This is a genomic window from Terribacillus aidingensis, from assembly GCF_900215625.1.
In the GTDB taxonomy this organism is placed as follows: domain Bacteria; phylum Bacillota; class Bacilli; order Bacillales; family Amphibacillaceae; genus Terribacillus; species Terribacillus aidingensis.
On sequence record NZ_OBEK01000001.1, the window covers coordinates 993,344 to 1,006,852 of the forward strand.

The 13,509-nt window shown below is 43.5% G+C and carries 13 protein-coding genes and 1 other RNA gene; 6 read left to right on the top strand and 8 right to left on the bottom strand.

Annotated features, from left to right (window positions below):
* Position 1: 1 nt before the first annotated feature.
* The 4 genes from CRO17_RS04700 to CRO17_RS04715 form a co-directional block, all read right to left on the bottom strand.
* Positions 2-268 carry a phosphocarrier protein HPr gene (locus tag CRO17_RS04700; RefSeq protein WP_097039739.1) on the bottom strand — a complete coding sequence of 89 codons (267 nt, stop codon included), beginning with the start codon at positions 266-268 and terminating at the stop codon, positions 2-4.
* Between the two features lie 77 nt (positions 269-345).
* On the bottom strand, positions 346-2,253 hold the full coding sequence (locus tag CRO17_RS04705) for a PTS fructose transporter subunit IIABC (RefSeq protein WP_097039740.1): 1,908 nt from the start codon (positions 2,251-2,253) through the stop codon (positions 346-348).
* Positions 2,254-2,268: 15 nt separating this feature from the next.
* Positions 2,269-3,180, bottom strand: coding sequence for a 1-phosphofructokinase (gene pfkB, locus CRO17_RS04710; RefSeq protein WP_097039742.1), 912 nt, complete (start codon positions 3,178-3,180; stop codon positions 2,269-2,271).
* On the bottom strand, positions 3,177-3,935 hold the full coding sequence (locus tag CRO17_RS04715; protein ID WP_483887659.1) for a DeoR/GlpR family DNA-binding transcription regulator: 759 nt from the start codon (positions 3,933-3,935) through the stop codon (positions 3,177-3,179). Before CRO17_RS04715 ends, pfkB begins: the two co-directional genes overlap by 4 nt.
* Positions 3,936-4,141: 206 nt before the next feature.
* On the opposite strand from CRO17_RS04715, the gene secG reads away from it, so the two are divergent.
* From secG to rnr, 3 genes are all read left to right on the top strand, one after another.
* On the top strand, positions 4,142-4,375 hold the full coding sequence (secG, locus tag CRO17_RS04720) for a preprotein translocase subunit SecG (RefSeq protein WP_077307717.1): 234 nt from the start codon (positions 4,142-4,144) through the stop codon (positions 4,373-4,375).
* Between the two features lie 121 nt (positions 4,376-4,496).
* Positions 4,497-5,252, top strand: a complete 756-nt coding sequence (locus CRO17_RS04725; protein ID WP_097039746.1) for an alpha/beta hydrolase — start codon at positions 4,497-4,499, stop codon at positions 5,250-5,252.
* 42 nt (positions 5,253-5,294) lie between these two features.
* Positions 5,295-7,583, top strand: a complete 2,289-nt coding sequence (gene rnr / locus CRO17_RS04730) for a ribonuclease R (RefSeq protein WP_097039748.1) — start codon at positions 5,295-5,297, stop codon at positions 7,581-7,583.
* Between the two features lie 38 nt (positions 7,584-7,621).
* On the opposite strand, the gene CRO17_RS04735 is transcribed toward rnr, so the two are convergent.
* Positions 7,622-8,479, bottom strand: a complete 858-nt coding sequence (locus tag CRO17_RS04735) for a GNAT family N-acetyltransferase (RefSeq protein ID WP_097039750.1) — start codon at positions 8,477-8,479, stop codon at positions 7,622-7,624.
* A gap of 118 nt (positions 8,480-8,597) precedes the next feature.
* On the opposite strand from CRO17_RS04735, the gene smpB reads away from it, so the two are divergent.
* The 3 genes from smpB to map all read left to right on the top strand — a co-directional run bounded on the left by smpB (position 8,598) and on the right by map (position 10,415).
* A complete protein-coding gene (gene smpB, locus CRO17_RS04740; protein ID WP_097039752.1) occupies positions 8,598-9,059 on the top strand; it encodes an SsrA-binding protein SmpB in 462 nt (153 codons plus the stop codon).
* Between the two features lie 99 nt (positions 9,060-9,158).
* Positions 9,159-9,524: a transfer-messenger RNA gene (gene ssrA, locus CRO17_RS04745) on the top strand.
* Positions 9,525-9,674: 150 nt separating this feature from the next.
* Complete coding sequence (map, locus tag CRO17_RS04750) at positions 9,675-10,415, top strand: type I methionyl aminopeptidase (RefSeq protein ID WP_097040093.1); 741 nt, start codon at positions 9,675-9,677, stop codon at positions 10,413-10,415.
* A 45-nt stretch (positions 10,416-10,460) separates the two neighbouring features.
* Here map and CRO17_RS17435 read toward each other — a convergent pair whose 3' ends face one another.
* The 3 genes from CRO17_RS17435 to CRO17_RS04760 form a co-directional block, all read right to left on the bottom strand.
* A complete protein-coding gene (locus CRO17_RS17435) occupies positions 10,461-10,622 on the bottom strand; it encodes a hypothetical protein (RefSeq protein ID WP_179636834.1) in 162 nt (53 codons plus the stop codon).
* 138 nt (positions 10,623-10,760) lie between these two features.
* A complete protein-coding gene (wecB, locus tag CRO17_RS04755) occupies positions 10,761-11,873 on the bottom strand; it encodes a non-hydrolyzing UDP-N-acetylglucosamine 2-epimerase (protein ID WP_097039754.1) in 1,113 nt (370 codons plus the stop codon).
* Positions 11,874-11,887: 14 nt separating this feature from the next.
* Positions 11,888-13,381, bottom strand: coding sequence for a glycosyltransferase family 2 protein (locus CRO17_RS04760; RefSeq protein ID WP_097039756.1), 1,494 nt, complete (start codon positions 13,379-13,381; stop codon positions 11,888-11,890).
* Positions 13,382-13,509: the final 128 nt, after the last annotated feature.

Consider the following 13,509-nt stretch of genomic DNA (forward strand, 5'->3'; position numbering starts at 1 on the left):
GTTATTCTCCTAAGCCTTCGCTTTTAATTGTTGCCGCAATTGTGTTTACTGCTTCATCAGCATCGTCACCTTCAGCAGTGATCGTGATTTCAGCACCTTGTGGAATTCCAAGGCTCATTACACCCATAATTGATTTAAGGTTAACGCTTTTACCGTTGTATGCAAGCTGGATATCGGATTTGAAGCCACCTGCTTTATTTACTAAAATTGTAGCTGGACGAGCGTGTACGCCAGTCTCATCTGTAATAGTCATTGTTTTTTCTGCCATGTTAATTACCTCCAAAGTAGTGTGTTATGTGAATGCTTTCATCCTGATTTTTGTGAATGCTTTCATTCTATCTTATTTTATACTTTTCTTAGGTCTTTTTTCAACAATCCTACAATAATCGCTGTGACAAAAGCACCGATTATGATGGAAAGGAAGTAAAGCAATGGATTTCCGTCAACTAGACTTGCAGCGATGATACCGCCATGCGGTGCGTTTAGCCCGATTTCAAAGAATGCAGACAGTCCGCCAGCTACGGCAGCGCCGATAGCAGTTGCAGGAATAACGCGTAGTGGATCTGCTGCAGCGAATGGGATAACGCCCTCTGAGATGAAGAAAGCCCCAAGAACATAAGCTGTCTTACCAGTTTCGCGTTCTTGCTTTGTAAATTTGTTGCGGAAGATACTTGTTGCAATAGCCAAACCGATCGGCGGAACCATACCGCCGGCCATTACTGCTGCCATGAATTCCAGGTTGCCGGCATCCAGCATTGCGATACCGAAAGTGTAGGCCGCTTTGTTAATTGGTCCGCCCATATCAATCGCCATCATCGCACCAAGCACAATACCTACGAGCACTAAGTTTGCACCGCCAAGATTCTCCAAGAAGTTAGAAAGTCCAACATATACTTGCGTTAGAGATGGGTTGATCAACAGCATGATCATACCTGTAATGAAGATGCTCAATACAGGGAAGAAAAGAATTGTTTTCAAACCTTCCAGCACTGCCGGAAGACCAGAAAGAGCTTTCTTAATACCAAGTGTTACATAACCAGCAAGGAAACCGGCAATTAAACCGCCAAGGAAACCAGAGCTTGTTGCGTCGCCATGTCCGTACGTCACAGCAATCAAACCGCCAATAGCACCAGGTGCGAAACCAGGTTTATCAGCAATACTGCTTGCGATAAAACCAGATAGGACAGGAACAATCAGGAAGAATGCTTGGCTGCTGCCGATTTCACTCAGCATTTCTGCGAAGGCACTGCCTGGGAACAATTCACCGAATAAAATACCAAGTGCAATCAGGATACCGCCGCCGACAACAAAGGGCAGCATGTTAGAAACACCATTCATAATGTGCTTATAGAATCCGGAACGCTGTTCTTGCTTTTGTCCGCCTTCTGCGGCAGCTTCTGAGCTGCGTCCGTTATTATGATGAACTGGAGCATCTTGTGCAACTGCTTTCTCAATTAGCTCCCGAGGTATTTTTAATGCGCGGCCTACAGGAACCTGCAAAACATGTTTACCCTCAAACGGACTAAGATCAACATTGACATCAGCTGCGACGATGATAGCAGATGCTTCTCGGATATCTTCATCTGTTAAACGGTTTTTAATACCGCCAGCTCCGTTTGTTTGTACTTTGATCGGAACATTCATTTCAGCAGCTGTTTGTTTCAGTTTATCAGCAGCCATGAATGTGTGGGCAATACCAGTAGGGCAGGCTGTGATGGCGAGCACTTTGCCTGGTGTGCCTGGCGCATCCTGTGCCAATTCTACTGCTTCGTTTTCTGGTTCTTCTTCGCCAAGTTCTTCTTTTTCCTTGGCATCAATAATAGTCATAATTTCTTCTTCTGTTTCTGCGTTTTCAATATTAGAGCGGAAAGTACTGTCCATTAAGAAGGAAGAAAGACGAGATAATGTCTCTAAGTGCGTCTGATTTGCTCCTTCTGATGCTGCAATCATGAAGAATAGGTGAGACGGCTGTCCATCAAGTGCTTCGTAATCCAATCCTTCTTTCGAACGGCCAAATGCGATAGCAGGAGTTGTAACTGCTGCAGATTTACCGTGCGGGATGGCGATTCCTTCGCCGATACCAGTTGTTGATTGTGCTTCCCGAGCAAGGATTGCTTCTTTAAAACCTGTTTTGTTATTCAATTTGCCTGCTTCGTCTAGCTTGGAAACAAGCTCTTCAATAACATCTGCTTTCGTCTGTGACTGCAGCTGCAAAATAATTGTGTCTTTTGTTAGTAGTTCGGTAATACGCATAGTTGAAACCCCCTCTTAGATAGATGTGAGTCTGACTTGGCTGACTAGGTTCTCTATATCTTGCCGTTCGCCAAGGTCATCACTGAATGCTGTAGCACTTCCTGCAGCAACTGCATATGTGAAGGCCTGCTCGTAATTAGTTGTCTTTTCATAAGCAGCTAAAAATCCTGCCACCATACTATCGCCAGCACCGACAGAGTTCTTTACAGTACCTTTTGGTGTCTCTGCTTTCCAAGCATGATACTTGTTCACAAAGATTGCTCCTTCACCGCCCATCGAGACGATGACATTTTCGATACCTGTTTCGTGAAGTTTTCTTGCATAGCTGACAATATCTTCAATCGAAGAAATTGTTGTATGGAAAAGTTCGCCTAGCTCATGATGGTTCGGCTTAACAAGAAACATGCGCTTGCCGATCAAGTCTTGAAGTGCTGCACTTGACGTATCGGCAATAAATCTTGTGCCGTTCTTTTCACAAATATCAGCCATTCGCGCATAAATATCTGCTGGTACAGAACTTGGTGCATTTCCTGCGGCTACGAGCACATCATCTTTTCCGAGATTTCTGATCTGCTCAAGCAGCAAAGCAAGCTGTTCTTTCGTAATGGAAGGACCAGGTCCGTTTATTTCAGATTCTTCACCTGATTTGAGTTTTACATTTACTCGGGTTGGTTCATTTATTTCAATAAACTGATGGTTGATACCGGCACTTTCCAGTGTTTCCCGAATAAAGGTACCGGTAAAACCGCCAAGATATCCTAATGCTGTTGTTTCTACATCCAATCGATTCAGCAAACGAGAGACATTAATGCCTTTTCCGCCTGCGAAATAAGCTGTATTCGCGGCTCGGTTTAAATCACCTGCCCGAAATGCATCGACATGCATAATGTAATCGATGGATGGATTCAGCGTACATGTGTAATTCATGAGTCCACAACCTTTAATGAAGTAAGTTTCTCGTATGCTGCCTGCAGCTTTGCGTTAATAGAGTCAACGATAAGTGTGGCTTCGGCCATATCTGCTATATATGCAAACGCTGTCTCGCCAAGCTTGCTGCGGTCGGCCAATATAAATGGTTCATTTGAACGGAGCATAGCCTGTCGTTTAATGGACGCTTCTTCTGGATCTGGAGTCGTGTATCCGTTTTCCGGATGCACTCCATTTGTACCTAGAAAACATTTATCAAACCGGTATTGCGAAAGTGCTTCTAGCGCGCCTCTTCCGATCAGAGTTCTTGTCTTATCCTTTACTAATCCGCCAGTTACATACACCGTGATATCTTTTTCGTAGAGTACCTCTAAATGCGTAAGGCCATTTGTGACGACGGTTACATTTTTGCCGGTTAAGTAAGGAATCATGGCATTTGCTGTCGTTCCTGCATCAAGAAAGATGCAATCATTTTCGCCAACGAGGCTGGCAGCAAAGGCAGCAATTGCTTGTTTGCCTGTTTTGTTATGCGTTTCTTTCTCCGTATAGCTCATTTCATAGCTGAGAGAGGAAGCAATTGTCGCGCCGCCATGCACCCGGGTCAGGAGCTGTTTCTTTTCCAGCTCAATCAAGTCCCGGCGTATTGTTGAAACAGAGGCATTTGTTGCTTCTGAAAACTCCGGTATTGAAACATTTCGCTGTTCTTGCAGCATCTGCAGGATCAATTCCTGCCGCTCAGGTGTAAGCATTTGCACAACCTCCTCCTGAACTTATTCCTAATATAAAGGAAACGGTTTCAACTTGCAACCAGAAAAATTCAAAAAACATCATAAAAAGTCATATTTCGCAAAAAACGTTCAATATATTGTAAGAACTTGTCGTATAAACAAGAACATCTTGCCAATTATCTGACCCATATGCTAAAGTTGACGTAGGTATTTGCCGTTTAGGAGGTGTTGGGATGCAGACAGCTTTAGTAGTTCTATTAATAATCGATGCGATTGCGCTAGTTGCGCTAGTTCTTTTACAATCTGGTAAGAGTGCAGGCTTGTCCGGAGCGATTTCCGGCGGAGCTGAACAATTGTTCGGAAAACAGAAAGCACGCGGCCTGGATTTATTCCTTCACCGTGCGACAATCATTACTGGAGTCATTCTATTTGTATTGACGTTCTTATTGGCGTACGTCTTGCAATAATCGAATAGCCAACTTCATCCCTCGTCACAACTCCTGTGGTGGGGGATTATTTATTACTGCAAAAGGGAAAACTAATGCAGGAATCTACTATAGAAAAGCTTAAGAAACAGGGGAGATACATATGGTAACAATGAAACAGCCAGAACCGTTTACTTTTGAGGGAACAAGAGATCGTGCCGTTTTACTGCTTCATGGCTTTACAGGCCATTCTGCAGACGTACGGATGATGGGGCGTTTTCTTTCCAGCAAAGGCTATACAGCTCATGCGCCGATTTATCGCGGACACGGCAAATCACCTGATGACATCGTCGCTTCCAGTTCAGATGAATGGTGGGAAGATGTACAGGCTGCTTTTCAATTTCTAAAGGATAAAGGATATGAAAAGATAGCTGTAGCAGGGTTGTCACTTGGTGGTGTGCTCGGTTTGAAACTTGCGTATTCTTACCCTGTGAGTGGTGTTGTGACGATGTGTTCGCCAATGTTTTTTGATAATGAAACACAGCTCAACAAAGGCTTCAAACTGTTTGCGCGGCAATACAAACAGTTCCAAGGGAAAGATAACCAAGCAATTGAACAAGAATTAGCAGAATTAATGGAGGCGCCAGCCACTGCAGATATGTTTCAGCGCTTGGGAGCATTTATCACAGACGTGAGCAAGCACGTAGATGAGATTTATGCACCGCTCTTCGTTGTTCAGGCAACCGAGGATCAAATGATTAATACAGATAGTGCGAACTATATTTATGACCAAGCTGAGTCCGATCAAAAAGAAATCAAGTGGTATGAGAACTCCGCCCACGTTATTACGATGGGAAAAGAAAAGGAACAGCTGCACGAAGATGTGTATCAGTTTCTCGAATCGCTTGACTGGGAATAGTCCATACTAGATAGAAAAAGCCGAAAAGAAGGTGAAGCAGAAATGGACGAATTAAAACAGAAAATATTAGCTTATTTTAAAGATAACGCAGAAAAACCAATGACTGTAGAAGAAATTGAGCAGCAGCTTGAGCTTGATGAATCAAGTGAATTTACCGTTCTTGTAAAAGGACTGAATGAATTGGAAGCAGAGGGACAGCTTGTCCGCACGAGAAGCAATCGTTTCGGACTGCCGGAAAAATTGAACTTGGTGCGCGGTAAGATTCAGATGCATGCAAAAGGTTTTGCCTTCCTCATACCAGATGAAGAAGGAGTGGACGATGTTTATATCCACTATTCTGATTTGCAATCTGCTATGAACAAAGATGTTGTGCTAGTACGTGTAGAAAACCAAGCGGAGGGCGGACAGCGACGTGAGGGTAAAGTTGTTCGTATTCTGGAGCGTGCAGTTGCGGAAGTTGTCGGTACTTATGAAGATAATGGCCGATTCGGTTTCCTGATTGCGGACGACAAACGGATACCGAATGATATCTTCATTCCGCGCGGTTCCTCCGGCGGTGCGACAGATGGTCACAAAGTTATTGTCCGTATTACGAAGTATCCAGAAGGCCGTATGAGTGCAGAAGGAGAAGTTATTCAAATACTCGGTCATAAAAATGACCCAGGTATTGATATTCTCTCCATCATTCATAAACATGGCATCACGACCGAGTTTCCGCCAGAAGTTTTAGAACAAGCCGCAAATACACCAGAAACGATTGATCCAAGTGAAATAGAAAACCGCCGGGATCTGCGGGATATGATGACTGTAACGATTGATGGTGCTGATGCGAAGGACTTGGATGATGCAGTTGCGGTTAGTAAGCTGGAGAATGGCAATTATCGTTTAGTCGTATCTATTGCGGATGTTTCTTATTATGTAGAAGAAGGTTCACCGATTGACGAAGAAGCATTGGAACGGGCGACGAGTGTTTATCTTGTTGACCGGGTAATTCCGATGATTCCGCATAGACTCTCTAACGGTATTTGTTCCTTGAATCCACAAGTTGATCGACTGACACTTACTTGTGATATGCAGATCACACCGCAAGGGGAAGTTGTGGAGCATGAGATTTACCAAAGTGTAATTAAAACTAATGAGCGAATGACGTACGGTGATGTGAATAGAATCTTACTTGAAGATGATCAGGAACTAAAATCCCGTTATGAAACGCTCGTTCCGATGTTTCACCACATGGAAGATTTAGCTGCAATCCTTCGAAAAAAACGGATGGATCGAGGTGCCATTGATTTTGATTTCCCAGAAGCGCGTGTAGCTGTGGATGAGGAAGGCAAAGCAATGGATGTGGTGCTTCGCGAGCGTTCTGTCGCGGAGAAGCTGATTGAAGAGTTCATGCTTGCTGCCAACGAAACGGTAGCAGAGCATTTCCATTGGCTGGACGTGCCGTTTATCCACCGGGTGCACCAAGACCCAGATCCAGATAAATTGCAGCATTTCTTCGAATTCATTACAAGCCTAGGCTATACAGTAAGAGGATCTTCCGCCGATATTCATCCGCAAACATTGCAGAAGATTGTAGAGCGTGTCAGAGGTACACAAGAAGAAATGATCATCAATCGTCTGATGCTGCGCTCGATGCAGCAGGCGAAATATGATCCGCAAGGGCTGGGGCACTTTGGGCTGGCAACAAAATTTTATACGCACTTCACATCGCCGATCCGCCGTTACCCGGATTTGATTGTGCATCGTCTAATCCGCACATATGCTGTCAACGAACAGCTGGATAAAAAGACGCAGAACCATTGGAAAGACCGGATGCCGGAAATCGCTCGACAATCTTCAGAGCGAGAACGCGCGGCTGTAGATGCTGAGCGGGAAACGGATGATCTGAAGAAAGCAGAATATATGCAAGATAAGATCGGTGAAGAATTCGACGGTGTTATCAGCTCTGTAACAGGCTTCGGTCTATTCGTGGAGCTGCCGAATACGATTGAAGGACTTGTGCACGTTAGCTATCTGACAGATGACTTCTATCACTTTGATGACCGCCGTTATGCCATGGTCGGCGAGCGGACAGGCAACCAGTTCCGTATTGGAGATGAAATTACCGTACGAGTAGTGAAGGTTAACATCGAAGAACGCGTAATTGATTTCGAAGTGGTTGGCATGAAACCTCGTAAGCCGCGGGAAAATCGAGACCGCCCTACGATTATTAAAGCCGAAAAGAAAAATAAACCAGGTGACCATCGTCCGCCGAAAAATAAAGGCAAACGAAAGCCGCCTGCAAAAGGCAAGAAAAGTAAAAAACGCAACACAAGAAAACGACCATAACAAGAACGCCCCGGCAAAGAGTGCCGGGGCGTTTGTTATCAAATGGATATGCCGTAAATCAGCCAAGGATCATCATTAGCAATAAAGCAAGATTTAAAAGCCTCGGGCATGCTGGAAACAGTCTCAGGTGATACATCTACTTGAGGTGTGAACGGTTTGTCCGACTTGTTTATATAGCCGAACACGGCAGCCCATAGACCATCCTGTTCAAACAAATCAGGCCAGAAATACTGAATTTGAGCAAGATATCTGCCTTTATAATCTTCTTGTATTGCCATCATCTTACTGGAATCTGGATCCTGAAATACAGCCAGCTGCTCCAGATAGTCATCTTCTAAAACGGCGGAAGCGAATGGAATTGGAAAGTATGCTTCATATGGATAAAAAGAGCGTTGTGTTTCCAGGACAGCTTGTTCAATCGCATCACGTTTCGCATCGTTACCTGTGATTTGCTGCCATGGCTGTGCTCCTGCAGAAAGCGTCATGTCAGGCGACTCCATTAATAAGCTGATAAACTGATCAGCCTGCTGCAGCCCGAGCTTATCCAGCACACGCTGCGCGGGCTTATTGGATTTTTGCGTAATCGCGCCAACCCAGTGCATGTTTGAATCATGCTCACAATCATCTATTATTTTCTGCAGCAGCGCAGTGGCGTTTCCGCTGGATTGGTACCGGATATCGCTGCGTAATCTGCCAAGAATACCATTGCCGTTTGGCATCCGAACGACACCCGCTACCGCAGCCAGTTTTCCTTCTGTCTCTAATCCGTATAATGTTTGCGCTGGATTTTCAATCAGCTGCGGGAAGAGGCGAATAACGTAATCATCTTCAATGCCGGTCTGCATATCGAGCACTTGCTGGTAGTCATTCATTGTTAATTGTCTAATTGCAGTCATTTATGTACACTCCTATCAATCGAATTGCACTATATGTATACCCGTTTTAGTATAGGAATCGTTAGGATTATCATACAGTTTCTGATAAAATAAAGCACGTAGTTAGGAGGAAGCGTCTATGGCTAAAGGACATGGTAAAGTACTTGCACAGAATAAGAAAGCCAATTTCGATTATGCGATTGAAGAAACCCTTGAAGCGGGCATCGTGTTACAAGGAACTGAAATTAAATCAATCCGGGCTGGCCGGGTGAACCTAAAAGATAGCTTCGCGCGAATTGACCGCGGAGAAGTGAAAATCATTAACATGCATATTTCGCCTTATGAACAAGGGAATCGGTTTAATCATGATCCGACTCGCACTCGGAAGCTGCTGCTGCATCGCAAGCAGATCGACAAATTGATTGGACAAACCCAGCAGCAAGGTTATTCGCTCGTACCAATAAAAATGTACATTAAAGATGGTTTTGCGAAAATTTTGCTTGGTGTTGGAAAAGGGAAGAAGAAATACGATAAGCGGGATGACTTGAAGAAGAAGCAAATGAAACGTGATGTTGACCGTGCAATGCGGGAACGCGATTAATAAGCTTGCAATTTCCTGCAAAGATGCTATAATGGAAGTTGTCTGGGATTTGAATAAATCCTAAGTGAACGGGTTACTTCCTGTAGCCCCCATTATCATGGGGACGTTACGGATTCGACAGGGGTAGGTCGAGCTCAGGCTGCGTGTCGAGGTTACGGCTCGTAAAACGTTACGCCTAAATATAACTGGCAAAACAAACAACAACTACTCTCTAGCAGCTGCGTAAGTAGTACTAGAGGATCCTTGCTGCTATCGCCCATGTGGCAGATTTGAGGGTCTCAACTTAAAGTGGGCTACGCCATTATCCTCGGCTTGCGGATAATCGGAAGAAGACAATCAAGCTAGCCTCGCTGAAAGCCTGTCGTTAGGCCGAAGCGTGCGCGAAATATAATATATCGACTACACACGTAGATGCCTGAGTGCCGATATCTCTGGACGTGGGTTCGACTCCCACCGTCTCCATCCTTACATATTGGATGGAAAGTAAGGCTTTGAAATGCTGATTATAGTGTTTCAAAGCTTTTTTATTTCTTTTAAGTCGATTTAAATGTTCGTCTAAAGCAGGACCAAGATAAAGATATATCGTAAAACATGAAAATTAGTGAGGTAGAGAAAATGATCGCAAAAACAGAAGAAGACTTTAATGGTTTAAAGAAAATCGGTAAAATTGTTGCTTCAATTAGAGATGAATTGGTACAAAGAACGGTTCCTGGTATAACGACGAAAGAACTTGACGATATTGCGGGAGAGCTTTTTGAGAAAGAGGGAGCAGTTTCTGCTCCCAAAAGTGAATATGATTTCCCAGGTTATACGTGCATTAGTGTGAATGATGAAGTGGCGCATGGTATTCCTGGAAATCGCGTTATCGCTGAAGGAGACTTAGTAAATGTAGATGTTTCCGGCTCGAAAGATGGTTATTTTGCAGATACAGGAATCTCTTTTGTAGTAGGCGAAGGAGAAGAATTGAAAACAAAGGTATGTGACGTTGCTAAAAAGGCATTCGAAGCAGGTCTTCAGAAAGCAAAGCCGGGTTCTAAAAAAAGCGGAATTGGAAGAGCGGTATTCCAAACAGCTAGACAAAGTGATTTGACTGTTATCACAAATCTTACAGGACATGGTATTGGTCGCACGATTCACGAAGCACCTGATCATATTTATAACTATAAAGAAACATTTGATGATGAATTATTAAAGGATGGCATGGTTATCGCATTTGAACCATTTATATCAACATCGGAAGAAGAAGTTTACCAAAAGAACGACGGCTGGACGTATGCGACAGAAAAAAGCTATGTAGCACAAATAGAACATACGCTTATTCTGACGAAAGACGGTCCGATTATTATTACGCTTTAAAGTGATATAAGAAAAAAGGTGCAGAGCAATCCTCTGCACCTTTTTTTATGCCTTATCCTGTTTCCAAGTTGTTTCCTCGCCTTTTGTCGGGCAAACAGGGAATAATTCATTTGCTTTTATTTCAACTCTTTCGCCTGACTGGCAAGTATAAACGCCTGTTTGCGGCACACCTTGTCCGGTTCGGTATTCTCGTGTTTCATTACTCACCTTGCACACCTCCTGTTTTATATCATATATTTTAACCGTTCCCTTTGCCTGTTACTCTGAATTATTATGTGGATATGGAACTTCTCCAAAAGAAAAACGCCTTGCTGCACAAATAAGCTAGTGAAACAAGGCGTTATCTTAATTATTTGCTGCTTTATATTCTTTCAGCCACTTCACAATGCGCTCACTCGTTCTGCCGTCGCCATAAGGATTTGCAGCCGCAGCTGCGCGCTGGTAGTATGATTCAACGGTTAATAAAGTATCTATTGCCTTCATGATTGTTTGTTTTTCTGTACCTGCCAGGATTAGTGTTCCGGCTTCTACACCTTCTGTTCTTTCTGTGGAAGAACGTGTTACAACAACTGGCACGTCGAAAGCAGGTGCTTCTTCCTGAATGCCCCCTGAGTCGGTAATGACAAGATAGGCGTGACTGTACAGGTGCGTGAAGGAGGCATAATCTACTGGGTCAATCATGTGCAGGCGGTTGTGCGCATTTAGAAAGGAGCGTACTTGATTTCTTACATTTGGGTTAGGGTGTACCGGAAAAATTACTTCTACGTCGTCATAACGGTTGATCATCTCATTTATCGCTTCATAAATATACCGCATGCTTTTCATGTTCTCTCTTCGATGCGTCGTCAAAAGAATTAGCTTTCGTTCTGCGTTTATCATATGTTCCAGCTCTTTCAGAGGGGAAGGGGCGTGATTTTGTATGTAGAAAAGTGCGTCAATAACTGGATTACCCACTACGTGTATGTTGCTTTCGTCAATGTTTTCCTGAAGCAGGTTTTGTTTGTTTTGTTCCGTTGGAGCGAAGTGGACGGCAGCAATTCGGGTTACAAGCTGCCGATACATCTCTTCGGGAAATGGCGTGTACGGATCATACGTACGCAATCCAGCTTCTATGTGCATAACAGGTATCTGAAGGTGAAAAGCAGTAAAGGCAGCGGCGAATGTAGTGGCTGTATCACCTACTACAGCTACCATATCCGGCTTTTCAGCCTTTAATATGTCAGCAATGACAGGGATAGCGGCGGCAATTACTTGTTCCGCGGATTGGTTTGGTTTCATGAGAGATAACTGATAATCTGGCTGAATGGAAAATATATTTAAAACGTCATCCAGCAGCTCGGTATGCTGCCCTGTATGGATGACAAGCGGAGTAAAATCTCGTTCTTGTCTGAGTTTGCTAATAATAGGGGCAAGCTTAATTCCTTCTGGACGGGTGCCTAATATAAATGCTGCTTTCATATGCCGCTCCTCACTTACCGAAGATAAATTTTAGTGATAGAATCTCCTTCTGTCTTAAACTCTGGAATGCTTATATTGTCCCATGACTGGAGCAGATACTGGACGACAGCTCGAATCTGGCTATTTCTCAAGGTCTTATCGTCATCATCATCGTATACTCTTTCATGGTATAGCGAAGAATTGAGCCAATGAATCTTAAATGAATCGGCCATGCGGCAGAACATCATATACTCTGCTGCCTCCAGTAATTTTTCCCCATTTATTTCTTCTTGCCATCCGCCTAGTTTATCTAAAGCTGCTTTGCGGTACATGCGCGGACTAGGGCATTGTACGCCGCTTAGTACGTGATATTTATCGGTATAACTTGGTCCGCTTATGATTTCACCTTCCTGCAAACCTGATGATGGGTTATCGTACCAGATCTTTCTGTTGGCATATAGTAAGCCGTAGGATTTATCCAGCCTGCCGAATTCAGCCAGCATTATTTCGACAGCCTTTTCATCCAGCCAGTCATCTCCATCTAATTCGAGTACATATTTACCAAGTGCGTATTGTAAACCGACATTTAAAGCCTCGGCTTTTGTACCTTTATTTATATGAAGCGGTATGATGCGCGGGTCATTTACACTTGTTATTTTCTGCAGGGTGTTATCTGTGGAGCCAATGTCAACGGCCACGATATGAAAGTTGGTGTGGGTCTGATTCAATACACTGTTTAAGCATTTGTTAATAGATACACCTTGATTATGTGCGGTAATCAGTATGGTCACATCCGGAATATCTTTCCGTTTTTTGCGATGATCTAAGCTTGCGTTCATACTTTGCAAATATAATCCTTGGGGACCGGTAATGGTTGTGAGTGATAAAGCGCCATTTACTCTGTATTCCATCAGCGGATCGCGTATTAAACTGATTTCACCTTGCTCAAGCAGTCGAATCCAAAACTCGTAATCAGACACAACGCCATAGTCTGGATTATATCCGCCCGCTTTTTTGTAAGCAGATTGCCGAAATAGAAAAGAAGCGCCGATAAAACAGATAGACATTATCTCTTCTTTATTTCGATTCATCAGCGCTTCCATTGTCCGCAGCCATTGTTCTGCATCTGCAAAGCGCTCACCTTCCTCATTGATTAGCCAGTAGTAAGAATACAGCAGTACAGTATCATCAGGTGCACGTTTCATATGGTTATAGAGTGTAAGCAGAAACAGCGGGTTTTGCCGATTATCAATTGATATCCATGTAAGATAAGGGCAATCGGTTAAATAAGAGAATCCTTCGTTTAAAGAATAAGAAATCCCCATGTTTTTCTTCCGATAAATGATCCTGTAAGGTATCGTTAAGCTGCTGGAAGCTTTGTAGACAGCTTCAACAGTATCTTGATTGGCACCATCAATAACAATAACTAATTTGAAATCGCGGTAGATTTGTTTTTCCATTGCTTCTATACATTCATAAACGTACGCAGCCTGCTGATTATATACGGGTAAGACAACTCCAATAGACATTTTACTTCCTCCTCACATATGAAAATATGAAGAAAAGCAGCAATTCATACTTTATCGGCTCATAAGTTTCGTCTGTTAATCAAAAATATTCTTAATATGCTGCCGCCAACGGCTGAAGCGAGCTGTCT

What these genes read in the sequence shown, in the direction of transcription:
- CRO17_RS04760 (WP_097039756.1), bottom strand. Translation starts at nt 13,381, where the DNA reads ATGTCTATTGGAGTTGTCTTACCCGTATATAATCAGCAGGCTGCGTAC.
- rnr (WP_097039748.1), top strand. Translation starts at nt 5,295, where the DNA reads ATGGACGAATTAAAACAGAAAATATTAGCTTATTTTAAAGATAACGCA.
- secG (WP_077307717.1), top strand. Translation starts at nt 4,142, where the DNA reads ATGCAGACAGCTTTAGTAGTTCTATTAATAATCGATGCGATTGCGCTA.
- CRO17_RS04735 (WP_097039750.1), bottom strand. Translation starts at nt 8,479, where the DNA reads ATGACTGCAATTAGACAATTAACAATGAATGACTACCAGCAAGTGCTC.
- map (WP_097040093.1), top strand. Translation starts at nt 9,675, where the DNA reads ATGATCGCAAAAACAGAAGAAGACTTTAATGGTTTAAAGAAAATCGGT.
- CRO17_RS04700 (WP_097039739.1), bottom strand. Translation starts at nt 268, where the DNA reads ATGGCAGAAAAAACAATGACTATTACAGATGAGACTGGCGTACACGCT.
- smpB (WP_097039752.1), top strand. Translation starts at nt 8,598, where the DNA reads ATGGCTAAAGGACATGGTAAAGTACTTGCACAGAATAAGAAAGCCAAT.
- wecB (WP_097039754.1), bottom strand. Translation starts at nt 11,873, where the DNA reads ATGAAAGCAGCATTTATATTAGGCACCCGTCCAGAAGGAATTAAGCTT.
- pfkB (WP_097039742.1), bottom strand. Translation starts at nt 3,180, where the DNA reads ATGAATTACACATGTACGCTGAATCCATCCATCGATTACATTATGCAT.
- CRO17_RS04725 (WP_097039746.1), top strand. Translation starts at nt 4,497, where the DNA reads ATGGTAACAATGAAACAGCCAGAACCGTTTACTTTTGAGGGAACAAGA.
- CRO17_RS04705 (WP_097039740.1), bottom strand. Translation starts at nt 2,253, where the DNA reads ATGCGTATTACCGAACTACTAACAAAAGACACAATTATTTTGCAGCTG.